The following is a 26,401-nucleotide window of genomic DNA, read 5'->3' as shown; positions in this document are numbered from 1 at the left end:
TTGTATCTTAATCTTTGACAGAGTACCGATGAATTTGTAGAATTGCCGCCTTAATTATGTCAGCAAATACCTTTCCGGCACAGATTGAGCCGTTTAAATGGGCTGAACAAGGCTTTACATGGTCAGGTCAACTGCCCTTGTCTCGCTTTGCTCGTATCGCTCGTGAAGCTGTTGGATCAATTGATAACCAATTGATCAACATAGACTGTAAGCTATCAATGGATGCATATCATCGCATTGTGTGGATGGACGGTCACATGGACACGAAAGTTCCAATGGAGTGCCAACGTTGTTTGGAACCTGTTGAAATGCCTCTTGTCTTAGACTTCCATATTGCATTAGTGGATGATGAGTCACTGATAGAGCGCTTGGATGAGGATGCTGATTTCATCGTTTTAGGTGAAAGTGAGTCTTCGACGAAAGGCGATTATGATACGCCTGCCTCGATTAACTTACTCGCATTACTAGAAGATGAACTGTTATTGTTGATGCCTTTATCTCCCAAGCATGATGCTTGTGAACATAAACATCAACCTACCATTCAGAATGTTGTCGAAGAAAAACGGGATAATCCGTTTGATGTTTTGGCAGGTTTGAAGGGTAAACTTAACTCATAATTTGTGTTATAATTATGAGATAAGACAACTGAATTTGTTCTGATCCATTTTTTCGATCTTTGTAAGGAGCCATCATGGCCGTTCAGCAAAACCGTAAAAGTCGCTCTCGCCGTGACATGCGCCGTTCACATGACGCTTTAACCGAGAATGCATTAACAGTAGACCAAGCAACTGGTGAAACTCATCGTCGTCACCACGTGACTAAAGACGGTTTCTACCGTGGTCGTCAATTATTCGCTAAAGCAGCTGATGCTGAATAATTGCATGATATGCATTAAGCGTGATGCTTAAGTATAGAAAAAATGGGAGCGAAAGCTCCCTTTTTTTGTTGTTTTTCGCAATTATAAATATATAAATAACATGTTAAATTTCCGCTCCAGAAATGAGTGAAAACCCAAAAAAGGATTTCTTATGTCTGCTAAACGTCTTGAACAAGTAGCTTTAGCCACAAAAACTGCATTTGTGTTTCCTGGTCAAGGTTCACAAAAAGTCGGTATGCTTGCTGAACTAGCAGAACAGTTTAGTGGGGTCGGGCAAACTTTTGCAGAAGCTTCAGATGCTCTTGGATTTGATCTTTGGCATATTGCACAAAGTGGCGAAGGTCTCGACCAAACAGAAAATACCCAACCTGTGTTATTAACTGCCAGTATCGCTTTATGGCGTGTATGGCTTGATTTAGGTGGTCTGGCACCTAAATACCTTGCAGGACATTCACTAGGTGAATACAGTGCATTGGTAGCTGCAGGCTCTATGAGCTTGGCGGATGCAGTTAAATTAGTTAACTTGCGTGGCAAGCTCATGCAAAGTGCTGTACCTCAGGGTCAGGGGGCTATGGCTGCAATCCTTGGTTTGGCTGATGAAAAAGTTGTTGAACTTTGTCAAACCGTGAGTGCATCAGGTGAAGGTTCTGTAGAAGCTGCAAACTATAATTCACAAGGTCAAGTTGTGATTGCAGGAAGTACAGCTTCTGTACAAGAAGTCATGGCTTTGGCAAAAGAGCAGTCAGCTAAAGCAATTGCTTTACCAGTGTCAGTTCCTTCTCATTGTTCGTTGATGAAACCTGCCGCTGAGAAATTTGCAGAAGCTTTGGAACAAACTGCCATTGAGCTACCTACCATTCCTGTAATACAAAATGTCAACGCGGGAATAGCTACCGATGTTGCTCAATTGCGTCAGGCATTAACTGCACAATTGTACCAATCAGTACAATGGACACGTACCATGCAGTCTCTACAAGACCAAGGTATTCAATACATTGTTGAGTGTGGTCCAGGTACAGTATTGAGTAACCTCGCAAAGCGTTTACCAAATATTGAAAAAGCTTTTTCTATTGATAGTAAGAGCAAAATGGAAGATGCCCTAAATGCTGTTTTAGTGGCAGAAGGAAAAATTGCATGACACAAGAACGCAAAGTTGCATTAGTAACGGGCGCGAGTCGGGGTATTGGCGCTGCCATTGCCCAGCAACTTATTCAAGACGGTTATTTTGTTGTAGGTACTGCGACTTCTGAATCTGGTGCACAAAAGTTAAGTGATAGCTTTGGTGAACAAGGTGCAGGTTTGGCGCTCGACGTGCGTAATCTCGATGAGATTGAAGCAGTCGTTTCTCATATTGAACAGAACTATGGTCCTGTACTTGTTCTAGTTAACAATGCAGGTATTACGAAAGACAATTTGTTGCTTCGTATGTCTGAAGATGATTGGGATGACATTCTCAACATTCACCTTAAAGCAGTTTATCGTTTATCTAAACGTGTGCTTAAGGGTATGACGAAGGCACGTTTTGGTCGAATTATTAATATCAGTTCTGTTGTAGCTCACTTTGCAAACCCAGGCCAAGCGAACTATTCTGCTGCTAAAGCAGGTATTGAAGCATTCAGCCGTAGCCTTGCAAAAGAGATGGGTAGCCGCCAAATTACTGTAAACAGTGTGGCGCCAGGTTTTATTGCAACAGAAATGACAGATGCACTTAGTGAAGACATTCGCAAAAAAATGAGTGATCAAGTGGCTTTAAATCGCTTAGGTGAGCCACAAGATATCGCAAATGCGGTGAGTTTCCTTGCAAGTGATAAAGCAGGTTACATTACCGGTACGGTATTACATGTAAATGGTGGTTTATACATGGCCTAACGCCGATGTATAAACTTTTAAAAATTTTTATATTCAATTAAACTAGTGGCAAATTAAACGCCACAAGCAATGAGGAGAATTCCTGTGAGCGATATCGAACAACGCGTTAAACAAGCGGTTGCAGAACAACTTGGTCTTAAAGCTGAAGAGATTAAAAACGAAGCATCTTTTATGGATGACTTAGGTGCTGACTCTTTAGATTTAGTTGAACTTGTTATGTCTTTCGAAAACGACTTCGACATCACTATCCCTGATGAAGATTCTAACGAAATCACTACAGTTCAATCTGCAATTGACTATGTAACTAAAAAACTTGGTTAATTCGCATATTGCTGAATAAAAAGAAGGCCACCGTAAGGTGGCTTTTTTTATTTTAGAAAAAATTTAAGAGATACATATTTTTACAAGATCAACCTCAATTGATAGCAGAGGTATAACTTTTTTGAAGTATAACAATAAAGGTCAGTTTAATGACTTTACTATAAACAATAATATGAGGACTAAAAGATGGGTCTTTTTGATTTTGTAAAAGGTATTGGCAAGAAAAATACCGCACCAGCAGAACCACAACCAGCTCCAGCAACACCAGCAGAACCTTCTGCACAAGAAGTTGCAAATAAATTATTAGGTTTAATTAAAAGTTTGGGCTTAGGGGTAGAAGGCTTATCAGTAACCTATAACGGTACTACTGATACCGCAATTATTAAAGGGCAGGTAAAAAGCCAAGCAGATAAAGAGAAAATTATTCTTATTGTTGGAAACATTGATCATGTGGCTCAAGTAGATGACCAGATGACAGTGGCAACTCCTGAACCGGAAAGTAAATTTTATACCGTGAAATCAGGTGACAACCTTTCAAAAATTGCGAAAGAAGTTTACGGCGATGCAAATCAATATCCAAAAATCTTTGAAGCAAATAAACCAATGTTAAAAGATCCTGATGAGATTTTCCCAGGACAAGTTTTACGTATTCCTCAATAATTAAGATTAATAAAAAAGGCGCTTTAAGCGCCTTTTTTGTGCTTTTAAAAACGCTTTGGAATCTTTTGTCCGTTTGGTACAGGGGTGTCTGCATTTTTTAAAACACCGAATAACCATGTTTCAGCATGCTGTACTGCAATTTTTAAAGAATCACCTAAAGCTAAACGGCCAGCGATAAAGCTAGCTAAAGAACAACCTGAGCCGTGATATTCACCTTCAAGGCGAGGACAGCTACTACTCGCTGCTAGTTCACCATCGATATATAAACTATTTTTAATATGATCTGGTGTATCTTCATGTCCACCTTTCACTAGAACAGCTTTAGCACCCATTTCAAAAAGCTTTTGAGTGGCTTGATCTAAATCAGTAATACCTGTTAGAGCACGTAATTCAACGGTATTTGGAGTAATAATTGTGGCTAGAGGAATAAGTTCAACGAACGCTTTAACGAGAGTTGCCTGATCACCTAAAGAGCCGCCACTGTTTGCGACTAAAACAGGATCAAGTACATACTGATAGTCAGGATGAGCACGTAAAAATTCAGCTAGTGCCGCAATATTATCTGTTGTGCCAAGCATGCCTGACTTAACACATTTAATGGGTAAGTCACCTACAACTGCATTTGCTTGTGCTAATAAGAGTTCTTTTGAGGTTGCTTCGAAGCCAAATACTTGTTGTGAGTTCTGAATGGTGAGGGCAGTACATGCAATTGCTGCATGGGCACCACTTTGTCCAATTGCTTCGATATCGGCTTGTAAACCTGCACCACCTGAAGGGTCTAAACCCGAGAAACAAAGTACGGTTGGACGCACGGTTATTTCCTTTTCAATTTAAATTTACGTTAGTATAAGAGAGTTTAATTAAACTCTCGACCAATTGAATTAAATACTTTACTGGGTTAATGATTGAATGGCTATAAAACATATTTTGATTGATTTAGATGGAACCTTAACAGACCCAAAAGTTGGAATCCATACTTCAATTCGCTATGCAATGGAGAAATTAGGCTATCCATTGGCTGCCGATTTAGATATTGACTGGACAATTGGCCCACCATTAAAGCCATCACTCGCAAAATTATTAGCTACTCAAGATGATGCTTTAGCTGAACAAGCTTTACTTGCTTATCGCGAGCGTTTTTCGGTGGTTGGCCTGTTCGAAAATGAAGTGTATCCATCTGTTGCCAAAACGCTTAGCGCTTTAAAAAAAGAAGGATATCGTTTATTTGTCGCAACTGCTAAACCAACGATTTATGCAAAACGTATCTTGGACCATTTTGAATTAAGTCAATACTTTGTACATATCTATGGGAGTGAGTTAACGGGTGAGCGCACAAATAAAGCTGATCTTATCCATTATATTCTTGAGCATGAGCAATTAAACCCAGAAGAGTGTTTAATGGTCGGTGACCGTCAATATGACATTTTGGGTGCTCGTCATAATGGTATTGAGGCGGTAGCGGTGACGTATGGTTACGGAACAGCAGAGGAACTTGCTCAAGCACAGCCAAAAGCAATGATTAAGCAATTTTCTGAGCTTTTGGACTATGTTGAAGAACTGGCAACACAAAAGAAAGTTTCTTAAATATACGTAAGTTTTAATTTGAAGGTTTGGCTTTGATCTAAAGCCAAACCTTTTTTATTTAAATACCGTGTTGCTGGCGGTATTGAACAAGTTCTTCAATCGTAATCACCGTTAAGTGATGAGTTTGAGCATATGCTAAAACTTGAATGCCCGACGCCATCGTGCCATCTGGATTGGTTAATTCACATAATACGCCAGCGGGTTTAAGCCCAGCTAGTCTTGCTAGATCAATTGTTCCCTCGGTATGACCTCGACGAGTAAGGACTCCACCATTACGTGCACGTAATGGGAAAACGTGACCCGGACGATTTAAGTCACTTGCAACAGCGCCATCTTTAATAGCAGTTTGAATAGTTGTTACACGGTCTTTAGCAGAAACACCAGTGGTAACGCCTTGAGCTGCCTCAATAGTCACTGTAAAAGCGGTATGAAACTGGCTCGAGTTTTGAGAAACCATTGGTGGTAGTTCTAGATGGTCTGCTAGCTCTTCTGTAAGGCATAAACATACGATACCCGAGCCATCACGAATCATGCGTGCCATTGTTTCTACCGTTAAAGTTTCGGCTGCAACAATTAAATCTGCTTCATTTTCGCGATCAAAGTCGTCCATAACCAAGACAGGCTTGCCTTGACGGATATCTTCTAATGCTTGCTGAATGCGTTGCTCAGCAGGAGAGAGAGCTGAGAAAAAAAGTTCTGGTTGAATTAAGCTAGACATAATGAAACGCTCTCGTAAAAATACGGTTGAACATTTCAGGACTGATGTAAAAACAGGCTGGCACTGAAATAAAACGGATTTATCCCAGTTCGTCGTCTTCTTTCATCCGGACTATACCGTCGGCTTTGGAGTTTCACCAAATCTGCTCAAATTACACAATTTAAGCTCGTGGGCTTGTTAATCTATTTATAAAAATTAACTCTACCACCGGTGGGGAATTACACCCCGCCCTGAAGCGATGGGTTTTATTATAGCGCGCTTGATAAAATTGGCTAGATGCTTTTATAGAATGCTAAGTTTCTTTATGAATAAGCATTTTCATAAATCGAAATAGGCTTTTTAACAAGAGCTTACTTGTTGATATGAAAATGGAATGCTATGTTTTTTATAGAAAATTATAAATAAAATAGGTGTTTCATGCAGATAAGAGACTATTATCCTCTGACCAATAGCTCGTTTATTCAGCATCTCCATATTTTCAGTTATGTATTTATGGCAGTAAGTATTCTTTATTTAATTGCTGCTAATTGGTTGATGCTTCCAGACAGTATTCAACTCGCTATCCCGCCCGTTATATTACTTGTGTCAGCATGGTTCAGCATAAAAGATACTTTAAGTGATGGGGTTAGGCAGACCTTACATAGCGTTTGTGGTTTGATGATATGCTTAAGCTTGGCCGTTATTGGACAGGTTTATCAAACAGGTGCAGACAGTTATTTGCTTTTTTTAATTTGGGCATTGCTTTTACTGCCGTGGTTATATCGACCAAATATTGGAATCTTTGCTCTAATTTGTATTACCAGCCAACTTACACTTTTTTTATTTTTTAAACAGACTTTCTGGTCTGAAAAGTTTGCTTATTTATATTTAATTGCTCTAAATCTATTAAGCCTTATTGAGTTTTGGGTATGTATAAAGAAATATCGTGCTTTACGATTTGTCTTTATCGCTTGGTTCGCCGTTATTTCGATTATTGGAATGATTCAATATTTATCGAATGAGAATATTCCTTATCTAATTTCTGCCTTCTTTTCGGGAATAATCGCTTTTTATTATTTCTTCAAAAAAGATGATCAGCTATGTGCTAGTTTGATGGCAGCTGTTCTGGGTGTGACTGCAACCATATGGCTTGTAGATGGGGTTAATAACTTATTTAAAGACTCTAATGAGTTCATATTTTTATTGATTGCAGGCATTATTTTTATTTGGTTCGCGCTGATTAGCTATCTTTTAATAAAAATTTTTCGTCAAAGCCGCTTTTATGTCATTCCATTGGCAATTGGTGCTTGGCTTGCTGGCTTGGCACTTGCAGCTTTTACGCTGGTGTTTTGGGAAGCTATTTCTTTAGTTATTGGAGTTGTTTTTGTTGGATTGGCGTTTATTCTTTTAAAGAAATCACAAAGCTATTTCTTTCGGCAATTTGCCTATTGTTTGTTTATCAGTGGGCAGACCGCTTTCTTGTTTCATCTTGGTTCAGAAACAGATCAAATTCTATGGGTTTTAATTGCACAGAGTTTTATTCTATGTATTAGTTATTTTCTTAAACCGCATTGGTTCTTCATTTTAATTCAAATGCTTGCTACGTATGGCATAGCTTTTATCTATTTGCTACAACTGGACCATTCATTGTGGTCAATACATTCTACTCAGACTTATTTAAATTTAACTTTGCTCAGTTACTTGGTTTTTAGTTTGGTGCTCTTACCTAAGAGGGAAACAATAGCACTATATGAGCGTAGTATTTTTTTATGCGTGCTGGTCGTAATTCTTGTAGCTTCTTTTTTCGATACTTTTATGGAGCTGTTACCAGAAAATTTGATAGATCAGCAGGTATGGGTTTTATATTTGCTACCTGTTGTCTGGTTACTTTGCTTTAGTGTTCTTCATTTATATCGACAACTTAAGGCACTCACTTTTTTCGCCTTTTTAATATTTGGTGTGTTCCTTATTGTGTTGGGATATTTTGAAATTTTCATCCTACTTATTATTTTAACGTGGGCCTTAAAAAAGAAAGATTATATTGTGTATGGAGTGAGCTTAACTGTATTCGTTTTTGTGTTCTGGCAGCTCTATTACAACCTACAAATAACTTTTCTAGCTAAGAGTGCATCTATTTTTATTTCAGGCATTGTTTTGTTGGCCCTGTCTTGGTTACTTCAACGTGAAAATAAAAATGATCTTGTTAAAGGAGAGAAAGAATGAAAAAGTATTTTTCTCTTATTCTTGCCGTTATCACCCTATTATTTTTTGCAGGTTTAGTGGCGAAAAACGAATGGCATTTGCACCATAGTAAAAGTATTTTCATTGAGCTTAAGCCAGTTGATCCACGTTCAATTTTACAAGGTGACTATATGGCACTGGCTTATGAATTACATTTACAATCTCTTAAAGCTCTTGCAGGAAGTGAAGGTGAGGCTCTGGAACAGGTGATTTTTAATCGCTCTTCCGTTCCCGCAAAAGTTATTTTGGATTCACAAAATCGCGTAGTTCGTACCATTTTAGATATTAATAATTCATTTGCTGGGCAGAGGTTAATTTTAAAAAATCCTGAAAATCGTTTACAGGCTTTATATCCTGCCTCTCGCAGTTTCTTGTTTGCAGAAGGCTTGGCTCAATGTTATGAAAAGGCCAAATATGCTGAATTTAAGGTAAATCCTGAAGGAGAGGCGATATTGTTCGAATTACGAGGAGAACAGCTTCAACCATTAAATTGTGAAAAACAAAAGAACTGGTGGGAAGGAACTATTAAGGATTTATAAAATAATAAAAGCCCGTCAATGCGGGCTTTTTATTCTTAAAATAAATTAGGCAACTTGAACAGGAATGCAATTCGCTGTGTGGTTGACTGTATTATTTGGATTAGCATATACCAAACGTGGTTTATGAATATTTGCTTCAGCTTCAGTAAAATCACCAAATGTAGCAATAATTACTAAATCGCCAACGTCTGCTTGATGTGCAGCACCGCCGTTTACTGAAATAATTCCAGAGTTATCTTCACCACGAATCGCATAAGTTGTGAAGCGTTTGCCATTGGTTACATTCCAAACATGAATTTCTTCATATTCACGAATACCAGCTAAGTCCATCAATACGCCATCAATTGCACAAGAACCTTCATAGTGAAGTTCAGCATGGGTTACAACTGCACGGTGAATTTTGCATTTTAATAAACGAGATAGCATGGCTAGCGTCTCCTGAGTAGACCTAAGATGTAGATCTTATGGTGAAATCTTTAGCTTTTGCGGTTGGCAAAGTGGCTGATGCGCATTTTGCTCCTAAAAAAGCAAGATAGCAAGCATGATTGTTCAACAATTTAAGTGGGTTTATATGCATTAATTTGATTCATGGCCTGTGGAACTTGTCCTTGAACAAGTAGCTTCACTTTAGAAAGGGCATGATCAATTGCTGCATCCATCAGACTTTGTTCACTACTTGGTGCTTTTCCAAGTACGTGACCTGAAACTTTCTCTTTCGAGCCAGGATGTCCGATACCAATACGTAAACGGTGAAAATTTGGACCAATATGAGGGACAATGTCACGTAAACCGTTATGACCACCGTGTCCACCGCCTGTTTTAAGACGAATTACACCAGGGTTCATATCAAGTTCATCATGAGCAATCAAAATTGCTTCGGGAGCAATTTGATAAAATTTTGCAAATGGAACTACACTTTGTCCAGAACGGTTCATAAATGTAGTGGGTAGAAGTAGACGGACATCGTGTCCTTCTATATTACCACGTCCACTGATTCCGTGAAATTTCGGATCATTTTTTAATGTAATGCCATATTTGTCAGCAAGCTGTTCAATGAACCAAAAACCTGCATTATGGCGGGTTTGGGCATATTCTGAACCAGGATTGCCCAAACCAACAATTAGCGAAATATTTGACACTAATCTACGCCTTTAAACACTTATGCGCGTTTGAAGTCAGCGTGCATAGGAGTGTTTTTAGATGGGTGACGTTGTAACGCTTGGATTTTAACGTTTTCAACTTTGTCGCCCACTTTGATTTCTACAACTTCTTCAAAGAAAGCATTGCTTTCTAAAGCTTTTACAAGCTCACGAAGTTCTAAAGTAACAGTTACAGGCTCAGCGTTGCCACCATAAATGATAGCTGGAATTAAAGCTTCGCGACGAAGGCGGCGGCTCGCACCTTTCCCTTGTTTGTCTTCAGCACGCGCTTGAGCGTTTAATACGAAGTTTGCCATGAGTAAATCCTCATTAAAGTTTAAAAGACTAAACTTGCGACCAGTTTAGTGATAGAAAACCCCAGCCAAGGCTAGGGTTTATAAAAAGCTGCAATATTATAAACTATCGAACATTGCACTGATAGACTCTTCGTTATTAATACGACGAATCGTTTCAGCAACCATGCTAGCAACAGAAACCTGACGGATCTTGCCTAAGGTCAATGCTTCTTCAGAAAGAGGAATGGTATCAGTCACAACCAGTTCATCAATAACTGAATTACGTAAGTTTTCAATAGCCTTACCTGATAGTACAGGGTGAGTTGCGTATGCAACTACACGACGTGCACCAAATTGCTTAAGCGCATCAGCTGCTTTACACAATGTACCAGCAGTATCGACCATATCGTCTACGATAACGCAATCACGATCTTTTACGTCACCAATTAAGTGCATAACTTGCGACTCATTGGCTTTTTGACGACGTTTATCAATAATTGCTAAATCGATGTCACCCATCTGTTTGGCAACAGCACGAGCACGTACTACACCACCAACGTCAGGAGAAACCACCATAAGGTTGTCATGTTGTTGTTGACGTAAGTCAGCAAGCAAAGCAGGAGTACCGTAGATGTTGTCGACTGGAATATCGAAGAAACCTTGAATTTGGTCAGCATGTAAGTCGATCATCACGACACGGTCAATACCAACAGTGGTAAGCATGTCTGCGACAACTTTAGCTGTAATCGGCACACGTGCAGAACGTGGACGACGGTCTTGGCGAGCATAACCAAAATAAGGGATAACAGCGGTAATACGACCAGCACTTGCACGACGCAAAGCATCTGCCATAACCAAGATTTCCATAAGGTTATCATTGGTAGGGGCACAAGTAGGCTGAACGATAAATACGTCTTTACCACGAACATTTTCAGTAATTTCTACTGAAATTTCTCCATCAGAAAAGTGACCGACTGATGCAGCACCTAGAGGGATATGTAAGTGACTTACGACTTTTTGAGCGAACTGTGGATGAGCATTTCCACTAAAAACGACAAGATTGGGCATGAAGCACCCTTGGCGGTTGGTATGTAATGAAATAGATGGCAGGGGCGGCTGGATTCGAACCAACGGATGCCGAGATCAAAACCCGGTGCCTTACCACTTGGCGACGCCCCTAATGCGGCAGAACTTTAATATTTTTGCAATGCAATGTCAAGATTAATCAACAAAAAGCATAGCAATTAAGTCTGTCTTTAAAATAAGAGAATGGCAGGGGCGGCTGGATTCGAACCAACGGATGCCGAGATCAAAACCCGGTGCCTTACCACTTGGCGACGCCCCTAAATTCGATGATATATATGATGGCAGGGGCGGCTGGATTCGAACCAACGGATGCCGAGATCAAAACCCGGTGCCTTACCACTTGGCGACGCCCCTAATATAATCATCATTACAGGTGAGGTTGGCAGGGGCGGCTGGATTCGAACCAACGGATGCCGAGATCAAAACCCGGTGCCTTACCACTTGGCGACGCCCCTAACGTGTAACCTTAAAATGATTAAGAGGAGATTCTTTTAAACTATTTACCAAGTAAGATTTACATGGTGAATGTTTAAGAATTTCATCAATATTCATTTCATTCGTTACTTCAATAAAAACACAAGCACCTGTACCTGTAAGCTTTGCTTGACCAAATTGATCCAAATATTGCATTGCTTCTTCTACTTCAGGGTATAACTGCCGAGCCAGTGGCTCAAAGTTATTTCCAAAATTAGAAGGTTCTAACTGATAGGCGCAAAATTTAGTGGTCTTAGAGTCTCTTGTCAATGTTTTTTGTGAAAAAAGCAATTGAGTGCTGATAAAACAATCAGGTTTTAAAATAATGAACTGTTTTTGATCTAAGTCTATGAATGATAAATGTTCACCGATGCCTTCAGCCCATGCATTTTTACCATAAATAAAAATTGGAACATCAGCACCGAGCTTAACACCATAGTCCGCAAGTTGTTCTTGCTCTAGGCCACATTTCCATAATTGATTTAACACAATAAGCGTTGTGGCGGCATTAGATGAACCGCCACCTAGACCTGCACCCATTGGAATATTTTTTTCAATTTTGATGTCCAAGCCACAAAGTTTTTTTGCATGTGGTTTTAGTATTTGGGCTGCTCGATAAATCAAATTTTCTTCAGGTCGAACTTCACTTAACCCATCGATTTTGACTTCTTCGCCCAAAGTCGGTGTAAATGTCATCCAATCATATAAATCAATTAGTTGGAAAATGGTTTGTAGCTCATGGTAACCATTTTCACGTCGGCCTGTAATATGTAAAAACAGGTTGAGCTTAGCAGGGGAAGGAACTCGAATCATAGATTTATATAATTAGACTTAGCGGTTTTGGATGACCATTGTAATACGGTTTTCTTTATCTTCAGCAAGAGCCTGCTTTAAAACCAGTTTGTTTGGCAAAGTTTGTTCACCATCGTAACTGAAATTAACCGTCCAGCCATCTTCAATCAGTTGACTCACTCGATTTGCAGCGTCTTTAGTAATTTGAGCATTTAGCGTTGCTGGTTTTGCTAAAATCCAGCTCGTTAAGTGTGTAATTGGTGCTTGCCAACCCGTTGCTCGCTCTAAAAGTTCTTCTGGAGAGGCTGCGCTAATAAGTCCTGTTTTAGAACTATTTAAAGTTACTTCGCCCGGTTTACCCTGAATTTGGGTTTTTCCAACGCCTAAAATACCGCTTAATTCGATATCAAAATTATCTTGCTGTTGAAGCCAAGTAAAAAAAGCACTACCAGTTTGCTGTGGTGTACGAACCCCAATCTTACCTTGTAAATTAAAGTGTTTTTCATTTTGAACTTGTTGGGTAACCGCAGGTTTTGGTTGAGTAAAATGCTGACAACCGGTTAGAAATAATACACTTGATCCACAGATCGCTGTGCACAGTTGGGCAAATTTGCTCATATATTTAACTCTTTTTTGCAGATGTAGGTAAAATTAACGCATCAAGCTGTTGTAATTGTGGATCATTGGCATGTTTTTGTTTCAGTTGTTGTAACACTGCGCTAAATTGCGTGAGTGACCCTTGCATATACAAAGCTTTAGCATAACGAACGCCAATATTTATATTATGGCTAAGTTCATACGCTTTGCCTAAGGCTTCCGCCGCAGCTTCATAATCATTCTGTAAAAATGCAATATAACCTAGCGTATCAAGAATTGAGGCCTGTTCAGGCGCATATTCTAATGCTTGCTCTGCATACTGACGTGCTTCTTTTAAACGACGATTTTGCAGTGCCAGTGTATAAGCATATGCATTTAGATACGTTGGGCTGTTGGGCTCAAGTTGTAATAATTGTTTTAAGGTTTTGTCCAGCTTGTCGCGGTCCGTATATGGATCAAGTAATAAAACTTCCGCATAAATTAGTTCTGGGTCGTCGGGTAGGTTTTTAATTGCTTCATCTAATAGATTTAGTGCAGCTTTTTTATTGCCCATTTTCTTTAAGATTTCAGCTTGGGCTTGATATAAGAAACTTGCATGTTGAGGATAATTTACTCGTTCTTGAGTAAGGAACCGTAAAGCATCGTGTAAATTTTCTTGTTTATCATATATTGCGATCAAGTTTCGTCTAGATACCACATATAAACTGCCATCAACTAAACGATAGTATGCTTTTGCAGTTTCATAATGCTGTTTACGCTCCGCATTAATAGCTAAGTAGTAATACGCTTCATTTTGATATTTTGCCGAGTTTCGTAGGTCAACAAGATATTGTTCTGCTTTGTCATATTGCTTTAAATCAATACTCGTTAAGCCTGCAATAAATAAGGCTTCTTCAGCTTTAGGGTTGGTTTCTATAATCTTTTCAAGTTTTTCTAACGCAAGCTGAGATTGGTTAATTTGTATGAGATAGCGGATTTCAGCTAATCGAATATCTAAATTTTTCTTATTTTTACGACTCGACTTTGCATACCATTTAAGCGCACCTTCTTGATCGCTGAGAGCAATAAGTAAGTTTGCTTTCATTAAAATAAAGCTCGTTACTTTAGGACGTCGACGTAATGCTTTGTTAATGTTGGTTAGCGCAGTTTGTAATTGGCCATTTTGAGCCTCTAAATTGGCGATGAGTGCCAAAATAGAAGGATTGTCTTTTTCTGCGCTAGAACGTAAAGCTGTTAATAGTACTTCTCGATCATGCGCATTTTCTGGAGCAATGCTAGCTAAAATTTGTTCTAAATCGGCAGTGGGATCTATCTTTAAAATTTTATCTAATGTCTCAGCAGCAAGCTGATATTCGTGCGTTTTTAAAGCAATATGTGACAAATAAAATAAAGCTGGTACATCTTTAGGTTCTTGAGCTACCCAGTGTGTAGCAATATTTAACGCAGCTTGTAAATCATTATATTCAAGTGCAACGTCTAAAGCTCTCTGCTTAATTGATGTAGAGTTGCTTTTAATTGCAAGCACTGTGTAATTATGCAAAGCGTTTGGAATATCGTCATAAGCTAGAGCAAATTCAGCGACCATCGTTTGCTCTAGTGCCTGATCAAATGAATGCACGGCATAGGTCTCTTGCACAGGACGTGCATAGACATACGAGGACATGCTACCTAACAACAAGAATGTGGTAGAATACTGTCTTATCGAAGCACCGTTAAAATTAATACGGCTATTCATTTGACGCAATTTTTATTGATCCAAAGTAATGCTTTTTATGACACCGATGTTGCACAATAGCATAAATTTAGCGAAATGATGATCTGATATGTCTTTCTTTGCATTGGGTGTCAACCATCAAACAGCTTCTGTAGAACTCCGCGAACAAATTGCTTTCAATGCAGAGCGATTAAGTCGTTTGCTTGCCGAACAACGCCATCACCAAAACTTAAAGGATTTGGTGGTCGTCTCGACCTGTAACCGTACAGAAGTTTATGCCATGGCAGAAAACGCCGAAAGCCTTCTAAAATGGTTAGCCGATGCCAATAATATTGATGTAAAGCAGTTAATTCATCATGTTTATCGTTACGAGAATACGCAGGCCATTACACATTTAATGCGAGTGGCGAGTGGTCTAGACTCTCTCATGCTTGGTGAGCCACAAATTTTAGGGCAGGTTAAAAGCGCTTTGGCATTGTCTAAAGAAGCTCAAACAGTCTCTGCTGAATTAAATAGTGTTTTTGAATACGCTTTCTATGCAGCTAAACGGGTACGTTCCGAAACAGCGGTAGGTAGTCATGCTGTTTCAATGGGTTATGCAGTTGCACAACTGGCCTTACAGGTTTTTAGTAAGCCTGAAAAGCTTACTGTTATGGTGGTTGCTGCGGGTGAAATGAATAGCTTGGTGGCTAAACATTTGGCTGAAATGGGTGTCGCGAAGATTATTATTTGTAATCGTAGCCGTGAGCGCGCTGATCAGTTGGCTCAGGAAATTGCACATCAGGTTGAAGTTGAAATTATTGAGTTTTCAGCATTAGCAGAGAATTTATATCGTGCTGATGTTGTGTCGAGTTGTACTGGAAGTTTATATCAAGTTATTGCTTATTCTGATGTTAAGGCCGCATTAAAAAAACGCCGCTACCAACAAATGTTAATGGTTGATTTGGCGGTACCACGTGATATAGATCCTAAAGTTGAAGCACTTGATGGGGTCTATTTATATGGTGTTGATGATTTACAAAGTGTGATTGATGAGAACCTTGCTCAACGTCGTCAGGCGGCTGTTGAAGCAGAGGTCATGGTTAATCAATTAGCTACTCAGCTTATTACTCATCAAAAGGTTAAAGAGGCGGGTAGTACAATTCATGCTTACCGCCAGCACAGTGAAGAGATTAGTCAACAAGAGCTTACACATGCACTAGAAGCTTTGCATCATGGTGAGAATGCTGAACAGGTGTTACAGCAATTTGCTCACCGTTTGACGCAAAAACTTATGCATCCCACATCTATCTTGTTGCGTGAAGCTGCTAAAGCAGAAAATCCTGATTATTTTGAATGGTTACAACAGCATTTACAGGATGTATTTGATCATGAGCGTAAGCCAAAACATTAAGACAACAACTTTAAGCTAATTTGTTTTGTTAATTCATTCAATTGTTGTCTTAGATTTCTTGATTCAATTAAAGAAATCGGTGATTTCAGCTTCTGACGTAAATATCTTTCTTGCAGACTTAGCGAATATTCCTTAGCTAACTTGTCAGCTACCTCAGGTGCCTGTGTTAATGCCTGAATATTTGTTCTTTGCATAATATCGGCGATTTCATGACAGTAACTACTAGACGCACCAAGCACATAATAAGTTGCCAGCTCTTGATCATCCGGTAAATCATCAAAAATACGGTTTAAGATTGCCAGTACTTTAGCCAATAATTCATCTTGCTGAATATAAGCCCGTAATCCTTCGAAATGAATATAAAGAAAAGGATGATGCATTAAAATTGCAATCGCAAAATCTTCGTCTTTGGTTTGAATGTTAAAAGATAAAGATGCATCGTGACTAATTTGTGGGGTAAAACGTTTACCTAAACCGAGTTTTTCACGGAAAGATTGAGTAAGCAAGTAGCGGAAAGAACCTTGTTTAGGTAAGAGTTCAGTTAGTTCTCTGAGTTCTCCCATGACTAAACTTTTCCCTTCAGGCGTACTGATATCGTGTTGACCTGTTAAGTGAGCAAACACGAAATCGGACAGAAGAGGAGCTTGTTGTAATAGTTTTTGGAAATTTTCGAGTCCTTCTCGACGGATGAGAGAGTCTGGGTCGTGATCATTGGGTAGAACAAAAAATTTGAGTTCACGACCATCATTGAGAAGGGGTAAAGCAATTTCTAAAGTTCTGCGTGCTGCTTTTTGACCAGCAGCATCACCATCAAAAGCAATGGTAATTCGGCTATTTTGTTTAAATAGAATATTAAGATGTTCTGTATTACTTGCAGTCCCTAACGTTGCTACGGCCCCTGTAATGCCATATTGCTGAAGCGCAATGACATCCATATAACCTTCGACCATTAACCAATCGCTAGATTTAAGTTTTCTACCTTCATAAAGTCCATAAAGTAGCTGATTTTTATGAAAGACTTCTGAATCTGGCGAGTTAATATATTTGGGCTTGATTTCATCATTTAATGCACGCCCACCAAAACCAACGACTCGACCTTTAGGGTCGCGAATTGGGAAAATAACGCGGTCACGTAACAAATCAAAATCACGCCCATTATCACTTGAGCGGATAAGTCCGAGTTGTTTTAAACCGTCAATATCATAAGGAAAAGCTTTTTCTAGGTGTTGCCAGTCTTCTGGAGCATAGCCTAAGCGCCAAAACTGAATCGTCTGATTGGTTAGTCCACGCTGTTTAAAGTAATTTTTGGCTTTTTGACTATGAGGTAATTGTTGTTCATAGAACTGAGCAATATTTTCCAGTAAGTCATATAAATTACCTTCTTGAACGGGTTCATCAAAGCTAAATGGCTGTTCGAACTGAGCAAAAGGGTCATCAAAAAATACGGGTTCAAGTGTGTTGTAGCTTTCATCTGATGGCTGCTGTGGAATGACAGGCTCTGCTGCATTTGTTTTAGTAACGGGTGGCTTTGTAACCTGACGGGTATAAGATAGTTTTTTATTTTCAGTATTATCTTTGGGTAATTCAATTCCAGTACTACTCGATAATTCTTTCATTACCTCAATAAAGTTTCGGTTATCAATATCCATAAGAAAACGGATTGCATTTCCGTTAGCCTGACAACCAAAGCAGTGATAATACTGCTTGTCACGGTAGACATGGAATGATGGCGTTTTTTCTTGATGAAAAGGGCAACAGCCGGAATATGTACGTCCGGTTTTTTTCAATTTCACACGCTGACCAATCAGATCGACAATATCTGTGCGATCTAAAATTTGATCAATCGTATGTTGTGGAATTGCCATAATTCAGATAACCGTATTAAAACTTGATGAGACAGTAAGTCAGAATATTCTGACATGATGAATCGAGATATGCCCAATAAATATTTTAATATTTTATAAAAACAAACAGGCAAGTGATATCACTTGCCTGTTTGTTGATGTTTTTTAAAGCTTAAACTTATTGAGCAGCGTCATCCGCACCTTGTGTTGCCTCATCTGATTGAACATCAGTTGAAGCTTCAGTAGAGGTTACAGCTGGTGCAACAGTTGTATTTTCTGCTGCTTGTGACTCAGGTTTGTCTAATAAACCGAAGCTTAAACGGTTTGTCCAACTACGTTCAGACTTAGGAGCTTCAACAGGTGTTTGTTCTGGTGCTTCAGTTTCTTCTTTATCTGAATTACCAATTAAACCAAAACTAACACGGTTGAGGAAACCACGTTTTGGAGCTTCTGCTTCAGTTGTGCTCTCTGGCGTTGCAGCAGTCGATTCACGACCGAAGATACCTAAAGTTGCACGGTTGATCCAGTTACCTTCTTTACGAGCAGCACGCATGTTAACTGTGCCGTCTTTTTTCACAAGGCTTGGATAATTAAGCTTTAAAACTTCAATATATTGTTGCGAAGTAGCTTTATCACCTAACTTGTCATAGCTATATGCCAAAGTAGCTAAAGCTTCTGGAATTTGAGGTGTTTGTGGATAGTGTTCAATCACCCATTGCGAACGTTCTGCAGCGGCGATCCAAGCTTTACGTTTAACGTTGAAGCGGGCAGCAGTCATTTCATTTTCAGCAAGTTCTTGCCCAATGAATTTCATACGCTGAGCAGCATCAACAGAATATTGGCTACTGGGGAAACGACGAATTAAATCAACAAAGTTTTGATACGCAACTTTTAAATAACTCACATCACGATGGGACTGTTGCAAAGAGGTATAACGCATCAAACTGTCGTAGTTTTGCTCCATATTGGCAACAGCACGAACATAATAAGCATAATCCACATTTGGATGTTGAGGATTTAAACGAATAAAACGTTCTGCTAAGGCAATGGCGCCTTCATAATCTTTTTGTTTAAATTTCGAATATAGAAGTTCAAGTTGTGCTTGTTGAGCGTATTGTCCAGTCGGATAATAAGTATCGATTGCCTCTAAAGACTTGGTCGCATCAAGATATTGACCACGGTCAAGCGACTTTTGGGCCTTTTCGAAGTAAGCTTGTTCACTAGATTGAGGGCCAGTATCGACCACTTCTTTTTTACTTGGATTGCTGCTACAGCCCACAAATGCAGACGCTACGCCTAAAGATAAGGCAAGCATCGTAATTTTATAACGTGGTAGCGACATAAAAACTCCTCTGTTATGTTGGGCAATGAGCTACAATTGCGCTATTAAACCACTTTTATCTCAATGATCAAATGACTTCAGCACAATCTTCAAACACAAACTTCTCTGAAACCGACTTCAATTTACTTGAAGATTCTGAGGATGCAGATAACCATACTTCTGATACAACTGCAACACGTTTATCGTTGCAAGTTCAGCTAGATGAAACCTATCTGGGGCAACGTATCGATCAGGTAGCAGCTTTGGTATGGAGCGAGTTTTCGCGTGAAAAGCTTAAGCAATGGTTGAAGGATGGCCATCTGTTGGTGAATGGTAACATTGTCAAGCCTAAGCACCGTTGTGAAGGAACAGAGCTACTTACGCTTGAAGTAGAGCTCGAAGCCCAGACGACGAGTCAACCTGAAAATATTCCACTTAATATTGTCTATGAAGACGATGATATTTTAGTCATTAATAAGCCAGTAGGCATGGTGGTACATCCAGGAGCAGGCAATAGTTCTGGAACTTTAGTGAATGCTTTGCTTTACCATTTCCCAAAATTGGCAGAACTTTCGCGCGCTGGTTTAGTACACCGTATTGATAAAGATACCAGTGGTTTACTGGTTGTCGCTAAAAGCCTAGAAGCTCAATTTTCTTTAAGTAAACAGTTGGCAAATAAAACGGTTTACCGTGTATATGATTTGGTTGTTTATGGAAATATTATTGCTGGCGGTACGATTGATGAACCAATCAAACGCCACCCAGTTGACCGTGTGAAAATGGCAATTTTACCGGGTGGGCGAGATGCGGTAACTCACTACAATGTAAAAGAACGCTTTAAAGATTTTACTCGTGTACAAGCTCGTCTTGAAACAGGACGAACACATCAGATCCGTGTACATTTTAGTTACATTGGTTATGGCTTGATTGGCGATCAGGTTTATATGAACCGTGTACGTGTACCGGCTGGTGCATCTGAATTGCTCATTGAAACTTTACGTGGTTTTAAACGTCAAGCATTGCATGCAGCGAAATTGGGCTTGAAACACCCTCGTACTGGTGAAGAAATGCTGTTTGAAGCGCCGTGGCCTGAAGACTTTACACATTTAGTAAATGTGTTACGTTCAGAAAACGCTGCATATTAAGGACGTGCATATGGAATTTGTTCAAGGTTTACCTCAAGGCGTATTTGTAGGGCAGACACGTGTTCAACATCCTTTGGCATTACCAACGGATCAACTTGAATTATCTGGCTTTAATTTAGCTTTACATGTCAAAGATGAGGCACAACGTGTTCAACAGCATCGAATGATATTGTTAGATGAGTTTGCGAAATTTGGTGTTAAAAAAATGACATGGATGACTCAAACGCATAGTACGATTTGCCATACTGTAAATGAACAAATTCCTTTTAAAGCTTTAATTGGCGATGGTTTGGTCACCCAAACAAAAGGCCATGCTTTAATGATGATGACGGCTGATTGCTTACCTGTCGTGTTGGGAAATGCTGAAGGCAGTGAAGTTGCTAATTTGCATGCCGGTTGGCGTGGTTTGGCTGGTGGCATTATTGAAAATACAGTAGCCGCTATGCAGAATCCTCCAACTTGGGCATGGTTAGGGGCTGCAATCAGCCAACCTTGTTTTGAAATTGGGGCTGAAGTAAAAACTGCTTTTTGTGATAAATATCCAGAGTTGGAAACAGCCTTTGTTGAGGGCGTGGCTCCAAATAAATTTCATGCAGACTTATATGCCATTGCACGCTTTATTTTGCAAAGTCTAGGTGTGCAACAAGTCTTAGGTGGAGATCAATGTTCTTATCAACAGGGTGATGAGTATTTTTCTTATCGTCGTGATGCGAAGACAGGACGTATGGCTACGTTTGTTTTTATGTAAGTTTTGATAACCGCCTTAAATGACTCTCTTACTTTATATTCACTAAAATAAGAGAGTTTTTTATTTAATTTGAAAATATTTCAATCGTATGCGGTAGTGAAAGCCTTATATTTCATATTTATAGATGAAGGTTTAGCAAGCGTTAATAAAATGATAAAATAGAAAAAATCGCTCAAAATTTTAATCTTATGTCTTTGCCTGAAAAACATCTCTCTATTGTCTACCACAGTCCATATGGTCATACCGCGAAGGTAGCTTCCGCTATTGCTGCTGGGGCAGAGGTGATGGGTGTAAAAGTACATTTAATGAATATTGAACATATTGATTGGGATGCACTTGATGCATCGCACGGTATTATTTTTGGTTCGCCTACCTATATGGGGAGTATGACCGCTGACTTTAAAAAGTTTATGGACAGTACTTCTAAACGTTGGAAAGAGCGTTTGTGGCAAGGGAAGCTTGCAGCTGGCTTTGCAAACTCAGGTGGGTTGAGTGGCGATAAATTAGCGGTATTACAACAATTAAATATTTTTGCGATGCAACATGGCATGCTTTGGTCAGGTTTACCTTTAATGACGACTGGGCATAGTGAAAAAGATTTAAACCGATTATCGAGTTGTTTAGGTTTAATGACACAGTCAGATAATGCACCTGTTGAAATTACTCCTCCACAAGGCGATTTAGATACTGCAAAATGGTTTGGCGAATATATTGCTGGACTCTTATATAGATTAAATTAATAAATTCCGCGATATAAAAAAGCCTCTAAAAAGAGGCTTTTTATTTAATTACTTATGAAATATACGAGCTTTATCACGCTGCCAATCGCGATCTTTTTCAGTCGCACGTTTGTCGTGAAGTTGTTTACCTTTCACAAGCGCGATTTCAAGTTTAACCAAGTGACCTTTCCAGTAACATGCTAAAGGAACACATGAGTAACCTTTTTGGTTAACTGAACCTGTTAGCTTTTCTAGTTCTCGGCGTGATAATAATAATTTACGTGTACGTGTAGCTTCAGGTACTACATGAGTAGATGCTGAAAGGAGCGGTTGAATTTGTGCACCAAATAAAAACGCTTCACCATTCTTAAAAATGACATAACTTTCTGTCAAACTCATGCGACCAGCACGTAAAGACTTTACTTCCCAGCCGAGTAAAGACATACCAGCTTCAAATTTTTCTTCGATAAAATAATCATGGCGGGCACGTTTGTTTTGTGCGATGGTTCCGCCATTATGTTTTTTCACTACTGTCGCTTTCGCCATAATTCAAACTTCCACAATTATGCCTATTGTGCCGTAAACTGATGCTAAGGTGAAGTTTTTCCTGCACGTCAATATTTCGCCTGATGTATAACTTTTGCTAAAATAGGTTCACAATACAATTAGAGTACTAGCGGATGTCTAAAACGCGTGTAATTTATCCTGGAACATTTGACCCCATCACGAATGGACACGTTGATTTAGTTACTAGAGCATCAAGAATGTTTGATGAGGTTGTAGTAGCAATTGCAATTGGACATCATAAAAACCCTTTGTTCAGTCTAGAAGAGAGAGTTGAACTGGCCCAAACATCACTCAGCCATTTATCAAATGTTGAATTTGTAGGCTTTGATGGTTTGCTCGTTAATTTTTTCAAAGAACAAAAGGCAACAGCAGTACTTCGTGGTTTAAGAGCAGTTTCTGATTTTGAATATGAATTTCAACTTGCCAATATGAACCGTCAACTTGACCCACATTTTGAAGCAGTATTTTTAACACCATCTGAGCAGTATTCATTTATTTCTTCGACATTGATTCGAGAAATTGCTCGTTTAAAAGGGGATGTAACCAAGTTTGTTCCACAAGCTGTGGTTGAGGCTTTTGAACGTAAACATCAACAAGGTTGGTAAAGTGTCGTTATATATCACCGATGAATGCATAAACTGTGATGTTTGTGAACCAGTTTGCCCAAATGAAGCTATTTTCATGGGTGAAGTGATTTATGAAATTCACCCAGATTTATGCACTGAATGCGTTGGTCATCATGACCAGCCGCAATGTCAGTTATTTTGTCCAGTGGACTGTATTCCTAAAGATCCGCAGCATGTGGAGACGGAAGATGAGCTATTCGACAAATATAAAAAATTAATTGCTCAAAAAAGCACAAGCAATTAGTAAATAAATTTGTTAATATGCGCCCCTGAAGTGAGCTGGATGGTCGCTGCTGTGGAGGTCTTCGTGACTGAAGCAGGGGAGGAAAGTCCGGGCTTCATAGGGCAGGGTGCCAGGTAACGCCTGGGCGGTGAAAGCCGACGGAAAGTGCAGCAGAGAGTAGACCGCCTCATTCGTGAGGTAAGGGTGAAAGGGTGCGGTAAGAGCGCACCGCGTGTCTGGTAACAGTTCACGGCATGGTAAACCCCACCAGAAGCAAGACCAAATAGGAATCCTGAGGTACGGCCCGTACTGGATTCGGGTAGGTCGCTTGAGCGTATGAGTGATTGTACGCCTAGAGGAATGACCATCCTCGACAGAACCCGGCTTATAGGCTCACTTCACCTCATTTTATTTAAAATTTTTCTTGACGTGCGTTAAAGAAGTTAAGATAATGCGCGCACAGTTTTCGGCTATGTAGCTCAGTTGGTTAGAGCACCGCACTCATAATGCGGGGGTCACAAGTTCAAGTCTCGTCATAGCCACCATTTTATAGACCACGCTCCTGCGTGGTCTTTTTTTATGCTCATTTTTTGATTAAACACAGTTTGTAAAGACCGACTTTATAGTTATGGCATTGTTTGTCTAGATCAATTTCTTCATGTTCTTATAACACTTAACAAGGATGTTGAAGACATGAAAAGGTCATTATTATTTTTAGGAATTTTAAGTTTAACGGCGGGAGTAGAGGCTTCTGCGGCTGATTTAAGTTGGGGAGATCCAACTTTGGAATCGGGACAATTTAAAGTTTCTGGCGCAGTACGTTCTCGTTATTTGCATAAAGATTATGTGGTTGATGCAAATGAAGGTTCTCAAAATGATGACTGGCGATTAACTGATATTAAATTAGTGCTAGGTTATGAAAATCCAGATTGGATTGCAGGGGCAGATGCTCGTTGTTATCAATATGATCGCTTGTGTGATGCGATTTTTCTAAAAAAAGCTTGGGTAGGTTATAAATTATCTGATCAGCAGAGAATCACGGCAGGTTTGCAACCCGTTGATTTTGGCTTTGGTGAATTTTGGGGAAGTAGTTATTACGAAACGCTTTTAAATACCGTTGGTTTAGAAGATATTGATAATCTGGGGATTAAATATAAATTTGCAGATGATAAATACAATTTGACCTTAGGTTTCTATCCAACTGATGGAGGAAACTATAAGGGAACGTCAAAAGACTCAAGTAGATACAGCGGTAATTTCGTTGAAGCTGATGACTTGACGGTAGGAACCAACATTGAAGAAAAAAATATGTGGATCGCGCGGGCCTCTAGAAAATTTGAGCTTGATAAAGCTCAAAAAATTTCGACCGAGTTAGGTGGTTCAGTTTGGTATTCTGATTTAGAAAATAAAAGAACAGACGAAGATGGACACCGCAAGTCATGGAATGTATTTGCTCAAACGCAATATCAAGCATGGCAATGGATGTTCTTAGTAGGTAAGCAAGATGTCACCAATGGTGATAATTTATTTCCAAATAGCTCAACCATTGGAGCATTTGATTACCCGTATCAAGTCGCTAATAAAGGCAAATATCTAGTCAATGAAATTAACTATACCTTTGCTCAGCCATTTCACAAACTTGAAAATATTAAGCCTTATATCTCTCATAGCCGCTTTTTTAAAGATGAGGATGGTTATAAAGACTCTGAACGCTTAATAGCAGGGATTTATTTTAATTACAAAGCCATTGGTATTCAGGGTGAATATATTATGAGTAAGAATGACCCAATGGTAGGTGGTGGGGCAAATGGCCTTGCACAAGGCAGCAGTAATGACTGGGATAAACTGTTTTATCTTTCAATTGGATATTATTTCTAAAATTTAAAAGTAAACGATTGCCCTAAGTGAATAGGCCTCACTTAGGGCTTTTTTTCATAAAAAGACTTTTTCAGGCGGCGGTTCTCGTTTGACGGCTGGTGAAATGAGTTGTCCACGACTTAAGTTCTGCACATGCTGTAAACGATTGAGCAATTCGTTTTGAATAAACAAAATGCAGGTTTGTAATTTAGATGAGCTTTTGAGTCGTGATGGATAAACTGCCCAAACATCTGCATCTTGCCAATATTCGGGCAAAATGTGTTGGAGTTGACCTGTAATTAATTCATCTGCAACATCCCAAATTGATCGGAAAATAATCCCGTGGCCTTCTATGGCAAGTTGATGAATAATTTCGCCGTTATTCGAAACAAAGCGTGGTTTGACATGAACCGAGACATCTTCAGAAGTATGTCGAAATTTCCATAGCACAGATGATTGATCACGCTCACTAATCGTCAAACAATCATGTGTTTGCAAATCTTCAATGCTGTCTGGTACGCCGTGTTTAAGTAAATAACTTGGCGATGCGCACAAAATTCGAAAATTGGAAGCTAACTTCTTCGCAATCATATTTGGTGCAATTTCATTACCAATTCTGATGTCTAAATCAATACTGTGTTGAATCAGGTCTTTGGTATTGTCGATGGTATCAAAATGAATCTGAAGTTTTGGATAAAGCATCATTAATTTAGACAGAATTGGTGCAATATGCTTTCTGCCAAAACCAAAGCTACTAATAATATCCATACGACCGGTAGGCGTACTGAGTGGGTTATTTACCAGTTCACAGACTTCATCAAATTCTTCAAGAATATTTGAAACTCTCTCAAGGATGAGTTTGCCATCTTCCGTCAGGCTAACATGACGTGTACTGCGATGAAAAAGTTTGCAGCTTAACGTGTTTTCTAAAATATTAATTCGCTTGCTAATAAAAGCTGGCGATGTCCCAAGTTCCTCAGCAGATTCGACAAAACTTTTTAGTTTGGCGACTGTGCAAAAAACCTTTAAATCCGATAGGTTAGGTAGATTGTTCACGATCCGTGTCCATTGG

At 39.3% G+C, this 26,401-nt stretch carries 29 protein-coding genes, 5 tRNA genes, 1 other RNA gene and 1 riboswitch; of the genes, 18 read left to right on the top strand and 17 right to left on the bottom strand.

Annotated elements, in window-relative coordinates; all coding sequences use genetic code 11:
- Positions 1-56 precede the first annotated feature (56 nt).
- The 6 genes from MKL33_RS10465 to lysM all read left to right on the top strand — a co-directional run bounded on the left by MKL33_RS10465 (position 57) and on the right by lysM (position 3,727).
- Entirely contained in the window at positions 57-617 is a 561-nt protein-coding gene (locus tag MKL33_RS10465; protein WP_002120393.1) for a YceD family protein, read from the top strand.
- A gap of 74 nt (positions 618-691) precedes the next feature.
- Positions 692-877, top strand: a complete 186-nt coding sequence (rpmF, locus tag MKL33_RS10460; protein WP_000290730.1) for a 50S ribosomal protein L32 — start codon at positions 692-694, stop codon at positions 875-877.
- Positions 878-1,028: 151 nt separating this feature from the next.
- A complete protein-coding gene (fabD, locus tag MKL33_RS10455; RefSeq protein WP_002120357.1) occupies positions 1,029-2,015 on the top strand; it encodes an ACP S-malonyltransferase in 987 nt (328 codons plus the stop codon).
- Positions 2,012-2,746 carry a 3-oxoacyl-ACP reductase FabG gene (gene fabG, locus MKL33_RS10450; RefSeq protein WP_002120395.1) on the top strand — a complete coding sequence of 245 codons (735 nt, stop codon included), beginning with the start codon at positions 2,012-2,014 and terminating at the stop codon, positions 2,744-2,746. Before fabD ends, fabG begins: the two co-directional genes overlap by 4 nt.
- 84 nt (positions 2,747-2,830) lie before the next feature.
- On the top strand, positions 2,831-3,067 hold the full coding sequence (gene acpP / locus MKL33_RS10445) for an acyl carrier protein (protein ID WP_001279871.1): 237 nt from the start codon (positions 2,831-2,833) through the stop codon (positions 3,065-3,067).
- Between the two features lie 186 nt (positions 3,068-3,253).
- The gene (lysM, locus tag MKL33_RS10440) at positions 3,254-3,727 is read left to right on the top strand and encodes a peptidoglycan-binding protein LysM (protein ID WP_002120434.1); all 474 of its coding nucleotides are present in this window, start codon (positions 3,254-3,256) and stop codon (positions 3,725-3,727) included.
- A gap of 44 nt (positions 3,728-3,771) precedes the next feature.
- On the opposite strand, the gene MKL33_RS10435 is transcribed toward lysM, so the two are convergent.
- Positions 3,772-4,539, bottom strand: a complete 768-nt coding sequence (locus MKL33_RS10435; RefSeq protein ID WP_016144494.1) for a hydroxymethylpyrimidine/phosphomethylpyrimidine kinase — start codon at positions 4,537-4,539, stop codon at positions 3,772-3,774.
- Positions 4,540-4,636: 97 nt separating this feature from the next.
- Here MKL33_RS10435 and MKL33_RS10430 point away from each other — a divergent pair, with 97 nt between their 5' ends.
- On the top strand, positions 4,637-5,311 hold the full coding sequence (locus MKL33_RS10430; RefSeq protein WP_014205944.1) for an HAD-IA family hydrolase: 675 nt from the start codon (positions 4,637-4,639) through the stop codon (positions 5,309-5,311).
- 58 nt (positions 5,312-5,369) lie between these two features.
- Here MKL33_RS10430 and ribB read toward each other — a convergent pair whose 3' ends face one another.
- Positions 5,370-6,029 (bottom strand): 3,4-dihydroxy-2-butanone-4-phosphate synthase, encoded by a 660-nt coding sequence (gene ribB / locus MKL33_RS10425; RefSeq protein WP_005070969.1) that lies wholly within the window; start codon positions 6,027-6,029, stop codon positions 5,370-5,372.
- A gap of 90 nt (positions 6,030-6,119) precedes the next feature.
- A riboswitch (FMN riboswitch) is annotated at positions 6,120-6,270 on the bottom strand.
- Between the two features lie 176 nt (positions 6,271-6,446).
- Between ribB and MKL33_RS10420 the strand changes: the two genes are divergently transcribed.
- Together MKL33_RS10420 and MKL33_RS10415 are read left to right on the top strand one after the other, a co-directional pair.
- Complete coding sequence (locus tag MKL33_RS10420) at positions 6,447-8,231, top strand: DUF2157 domain-containing protein (RefSeq protein ID WP_270906916.1); 1,785 nt, start codon at positions 6,447-6,449, stop codon at positions 8,229-8,231.
- Complete coding sequence (locus MKL33_RS10415; protein WP_017387239.1) at positions 8,228-8,788, top strand: GDYXXLXY domain-containing protein; 561 nt, start codon at positions 8,228-8,230, stop codon at positions 8,786-8,788. Before MKL33_RS10420 ends, MKL33_RS10415 begins: the two co-directional genes overlap by 4 nt.
- A 45-nt stretch (positions 8,789-8,833) precedes the next feature.
- Here MKL33_RS10415 and panD read toward each other — a convergent pair whose 3' ends face one another.
- The 11 genes from panD to MKL33_RS10360 all read right to left on the bottom strand — a co-directional run bounded on the left by panD (position 8,834) and on the right by MKL33_RS10360 (position 14,907).
- Positions 8,834-9,214 carry an aspartate 1-decarboxylase gene (gene panD, locus MKL33_RS10410; protein ID WP_002120296.1) on the bottom strand — a complete coding sequence of 127 codons (381 nt, stop codon included), beginning with the start codon at positions 9,212-9,214 and terminating at the stop codon, positions 8,834-8,836.
- A 131-nt stretch (positions 9,215-9,345) separates the two neighbouring features.
- Positions 9,346-9,927, bottom strand: coding sequence for an aminoacyl-tRNA hydrolase (gene pth, locus MKL33_RS10405; protein WP_002120328.1), 582 nt, complete (start codon positions 9,925-9,927; stop codon positions 9,346-9,348).
- Between the two features lie 20 nt (positions 9,928-9,947).
- Entirely contained in the window at positions 9,948-10,244 is a 297-nt protein-coding gene (gene rplY / locus MKL33_RS10400; RefSeq protein WP_002120443.1) for a 50S ribosomal protein L25, read from the bottom strand.
- Positions 10,245-10,340: 96 nt separating this feature from the next.
- Entirely contained in the window at positions 10,341-11,291 is a 951-nt protein-coding gene (locus MKL33_RS10395; protein WP_002120445.1) for a ribose-phosphate pyrophosphokinase, read from the bottom strand.
- 36 nt (positions 11,292-11,327) lie between these two features.
- Positions 11,328-11,402 (bottom strand) — tRNA-Gln (locus MKL33_RS10390).
- A gap of 91 nt (positions 11,403-11,493) precedes the next feature.
- A tRNA-Gln gene (locus MKL33_RS10385) sits at positions 11,494-11,568 on the bottom strand.
- A 20-nt stretch (positions 11,569-11,588) separates the two neighbouring features.
- Positions 11,589-11,663: transfer RNA gene (locus MKL33_RS10380), tRNA-Gln, on the bottom strand.
- A 26-nt stretch (positions 11,664-11,689) separates the two neighbouring features.
- Positions 11,690-11,764 (bottom strand) — tRNA-Gln (locus MKL33_RS10375).
- Entirely contained in the window at positions 11,763-12,596 is an 834-nt protein-coding gene (ispE, locus tag MKL33_RS10370; RefSeq protein WP_270906915.1) for a 4-(cytidine 5'-diphospho)-2-C-methyl-D-erythritol kinase, read from the bottom strand. The genes MKL33_RS10375 and ispE overlap by 2 nt, the downstream gene beginning before the upstream one ends.
- Positions 12,597-12,614: 18 nt before the next feature.
- The gene (gene lolB, locus MKL33_RS10365; RefSeq protein ID WP_199985172.1) at positions 12,615-13,193 is read right to left on the bottom strand and encodes a lipoprotein insertase outer membrane protein LolB; all 579 of its coding nucleotides are present in this window, start codon (positions 13,191-13,193) and stop codon (positions 12,615-12,617) included.
- Positions 13,194-13,197: 4 nt separating this feature from the next.
- Positions 13,198-14,907 carry a tetratricopeptide repeat protein gene (locus tag MKL33_RS10360; protein WP_270906964.1) on the bottom strand — a complete coding sequence of 570 codons (1,710 nt, stop codon included), beginning with the start codon at positions 14,905-14,907 and terminating at the stop codon, positions 13,198-13,200.
- Positions 14,908-14,995: 88 nt separating this feature from the next.
- Between MKL33_RS10360 and hemA the strand changes: the two genes are divergently transcribed.
- A complete protein-coding gene (hemA, locus tag MKL33_RS10355; RefSeq protein WP_270906914.1) occupies positions 14,996-16,279 on the top strand; it encodes a glutamyl-tRNA reductase in 1,284 nt (427 codons plus the stop codon).
- Here hemA and MKL33_RS10350 read toward each other — a convergent pair.
- Together MKL33_RS10350 and MKL33_RS10345 are read right to left on the bottom strand one after the other, a co-directional pair.
- Positions 16,276-18,144, bottom strand: a complete 1,869-nt coding sequence (locus tag MKL33_RS10350; RefSeq protein WP_270906913.1) for a DNA primase — start codon at positions 18,142-18,144, stop codon at positions 16,276-16,278. The two genes, hemA and MKL33_RS10350, sit on opposite strands and share 4 nt — an antisense overlap.
- A 157-nt stretch (positions 18,145-18,301) precedes the next feature.
- The gene (locus tag MKL33_RS10345; RefSeq protein WP_032004253.1) at positions 18,302-19,465 is read right to left on the bottom strand and encodes an outer membrane protein assembly factor BamD; all 1,164 of its coding nucleotides are present in this window, start codon (positions 19,463-19,465) and stop codon (positions 18,302-18,304) included.
- Between the two features lie 71 nt (positions 19,466-19,536).
- Here MKL33_RS10345 and rluD point away from each other — a divergent pair, with 71 nt between their 5' ends.
- The 3 genes from rluD to MKL33_RS10330 all read left to right on the top strand — a co-directional run bounded on the left by rluD (position 19,537) and on the right by MKL33_RS10330 (position 22,077).
- Positions 19,537-20,589 carry a 23S rRNA pseudouridine(1911/1915/1917) synthase RluD gene (rluD, locus tag MKL33_RS10340; protein ID WP_005075271.1) on the top strand — a complete coding sequence of 351 codons (1,053 nt, stop codon included), beginning with the start codon at positions 19,537-19,539 and terminating at the stop codon, positions 20,587-20,589.
- Between the two features lie 10 nt (positions 20,590-20,599).
- Positions 20,600-21,337, top strand: a complete 738-nt coding sequence (pgeF, locus tag MKL33_RS10335) for a peptidoglycan editing factor PgeF (protein ID WP_005070942.1) — start codon at positions 20,600-20,602, stop codon at positions 21,335-21,337.
- A 188-nt stretch (positions 21,338-21,525) separates the two neighbouring features.
- Positions 21,526-22,077 carry a flavodoxin family protein gene (locus MKL33_RS10330; protein ID WP_005075275.1) on the top strand — a complete coding sequence of 184 codons (552 nt, stop codon included), beginning with the start codon at positions 21,526-21,528 and terminating at the stop codon, positions 22,075-22,077.
- Positions 22,078-22,125: 48 nt separating this feature from the next.
- Here the strand turns inward: MKL33_RS10330 and smpB are convergent, their stop codons facing one another.
- Complete coding sequence (gene smpB, locus MKL33_RS10325) at positions 22,126-22,602, bottom strand: SsrA-binding protein SmpB (protein WP_002120348.1); 477 nt, start codon at positions 22,600-22,602, stop codon at positions 22,126-22,128.
- Positions 22,603-22,736: 134 nt separating this feature from the next.
- On the opposite strand from smpB, the gene coaD reads away from it, so the two are divergent.
- The 5 genes from coaD (at position 22,737) to MKL33_RS10300 (ending at position 25,350) form a co-directional block, all read left to right on the top strand.
- Entirely contained in the window at positions 22,737-23,228 is a 492-nt protein-coding gene (gene coaD, locus MKL33_RS10320; protein WP_005070938.1) for a pantetheine-phosphate adenylyltransferase, read from the top strand.
- Position 23,229: 1 nt separating this feature from the next.
- Positions 23,230-23,493 carry a YfhL family 4Fe-4S dicluster ferredoxin gene (locus MKL33_RS10315; protein WP_005070936.1) on the top strand — a complete coding sequence of 88 codons (264 nt, stop codon included), beginning with the start codon at positions 23,230-23,232 and terminating at the stop codon, positions 23,491-23,493.
- Between the two features lie 27 nt (positions 23,494-23,520).
- Positions 23,521-23,876: RNase P RNA component class A (rnpB, locus tag MKL33_RS10310), an RNA gene on the top strand.
- Positions 23,877-23,940: 64 nt separating this feature from the next.
- Positions 23,941-24,017: transfer RNA gene (locus MKL33_RS10305), tRNA-Met, on the top strand.
- A gap of 148 nt (positions 24,018-24,165) precedes the next feature.
- Complete coding sequence (locus MKL33_RS10300; RefSeq protein WP_270906912.1) at positions 24,166-25,350, top strand: porin; 1,185 nt, start codon at positions 24,166-24,168, stop codon at positions 25,348-25,350.
- Positions 25,351-25,404: 54 nt separating this feature from the next.
- On the opposite strand, the gene MKL33_RS10295 is transcribed toward MKL33_RS10300, so the two are convergent.
- Positions 25,405-26,385, bottom strand: coding sequence for a LysR family transcriptional regulator (locus tag MKL33_RS10295; RefSeq protein WP_032042200.1), 981 nt, complete (start codon positions 26,383-26,385; stop codon positions 25,405-25,407).
- Between the last annotated feature and the right edge of the window lie 16 nt (positions 26,386-26,401).

The organism is Acinetobacter sp. AOR43_HL, from assembly GCF_027854635.1.
Lineage (GTDB): Bacteria > Pseudomonadota > Gammaproteobacteria > Pseudomonadales > Moraxellaceae > Acinetobacter > Acinetobacter pittii.
This window is presented reverse-complemented; position numbering and strand designations above follow the sequence as displayed.

Bases quoted from the DNA above. Each gene is read 5' to 3' on its own strand.
- MKL33_RS10465 (WP_002120393.1), top strand. From the start codon at position 57: ATGTCAGCAAATACCTTTCCGGCACAGATTGAGCCGTTTAAATGGGCT.
- rpmF (WP_000290730.1), top strand. From the start codon at position 692: ATGGCCGTTCAGCAAAACCGTAAAAGTCGCTCTCGCCGTGACATGCGC.
- fabD (WP_002120357.1), top strand. From the start codon at position 1,029: ATGTCTGCTAAACGTCTTGAACAAGTAGCTTTAGCCACAAAAACTGCA.
- fabG (WP_002120395.1), top strand. From the start codon at position 2,012: ATGACACAAGAACGCAAAGTTGCATTAGTAACGGGCGCGAGTCGGGGT.
- lysM (WP_002120434.1), top strand. From the start codon at position 3,254: ATGGGTCTTTTTGATTTTGTAAAAGGTATTGGCAAGAAAAATACCGCA.
- MKL33_RS10430 (WP_014205944.1), top strand. From the start codon at position 4,637: ATGGCTATAAAACATATTTTGATTGATTTAGATGGAACCTTAACAGAC.
- ribB (WP_005070969.1), bottom strand. From the start codon at position 6,029: ATGTCTAGCTTAATTCAACCAGAACTTTTTTTCTCAGCTCTCTCTCCT.
- MKL33_RS10420 (WP_270906916.1), top strand. From the start codon at position 6,447: ATGCAGATAAGAGACTATTATCCTCTGACCAATAGCTCGTTTATTCAG.
- MKL33_RS10415 (WP_017387239.1), top strand. From the start codon at position 8,228: ATGAAAAAGTATTTTTCTCTTATTCTTGCCGTTATCACCCTATTATTT.
- panD (WP_002120296.1), bottom strand. From the start codon at position 9,214: ATGCTATCTCGTTTATTAAAATGCAAAATTCACCGTGCAGTTGTAACC.
- rplY (WP_002120443.1), bottom strand. From the start codon at position 10,244: ATGGCAAACTTCGTATTAAACGCTCAAGCGCGTGCTGAAGACAAACAA.
- MKL33_RS10395 (WP_002120445.1), bottom strand. From the start codon at position 11,291: ATGCCCAATCTTGTCGTTTTTAGTGGAAATGCTCATCCACAGTTCGCT.
- ispE (WP_270906915.1), bottom strand. From the start codon at position 12,596: ATGATTCGAGTTCCTTCCCCTGCTAAGCTCAACCTGTTTTTACATATT.
- lolB (WP_199985172.1), bottom strand. From the start codon at position 13,193: ATGAGCAAATTTGCCCAACTGTGCACAGCGATCTGTGGATCAAGTGTA.
- MKL33_RS10360 (WP_270906964.1), bottom strand. From the start codon at position 14,907: ATGAATAGCCGTATTAATTTTAACGGTGCTTCGATAAGACAGTATTCT.
- hemA (WP_270906914.1), top strand. From the start codon at position 14,996: ATGTCTTTCTTTGCATTGGGTGTCAACCATCAAACAGCTTCTGTAGAA.
- MKL33_RS10350 (WP_270906913.1), bottom strand. From the start codon at position 18,144: ATGGCAATTCCACAACATACGATTGATCAAATTTTAGATCGCACAGAT.
- MKL33_RS10345 (WP_032004253.1), bottom strand. From the start codon at position 19,465: ATGTCGCTACCACGTTATAAAATTACGATGCTTGCCTTATCTTTAGGC.
- rluD (WP_005075271.1), top strand. From the start codon at position 19,537: ATGACTTCAGCACAATCTTCAAACACAAACTTCTCTGAAACCGACTTC.
- pgeF (WP_005070942.1), top strand. From the start codon at position 20,600: ATGGAATTTGTTCAAGGTTTACCTCAAGGCGTATTTGTAGGGCAGACA.
- MKL33_RS10330 (WP_005075275.1), top strand. From the start codon at position 21,526: ATGTCTTTGCCTGAAAAACATCTCTCTATTGTCTACCACAGTCCATAT.
- smpB (WP_002120348.1), bottom strand. From the start codon at position 22,602: ATGGCGAAAGCGACAGTAGTGAAAAAACATAATGGCGGAACCATCGCA.
- coaD (WP_005070938.1), top strand. From the start codon at position 22,737: ATGTCTAAAACGCGTGTAATTTATCCTGGAACATTTGACCCCATCACG.
- MKL33_RS10300 (WP_270906912.1), top strand. From the start codon at position 24,166: ATGAAAAGGTCATTATTATTTTTAGGAATTTTAAGTTTAACGGCGGGA.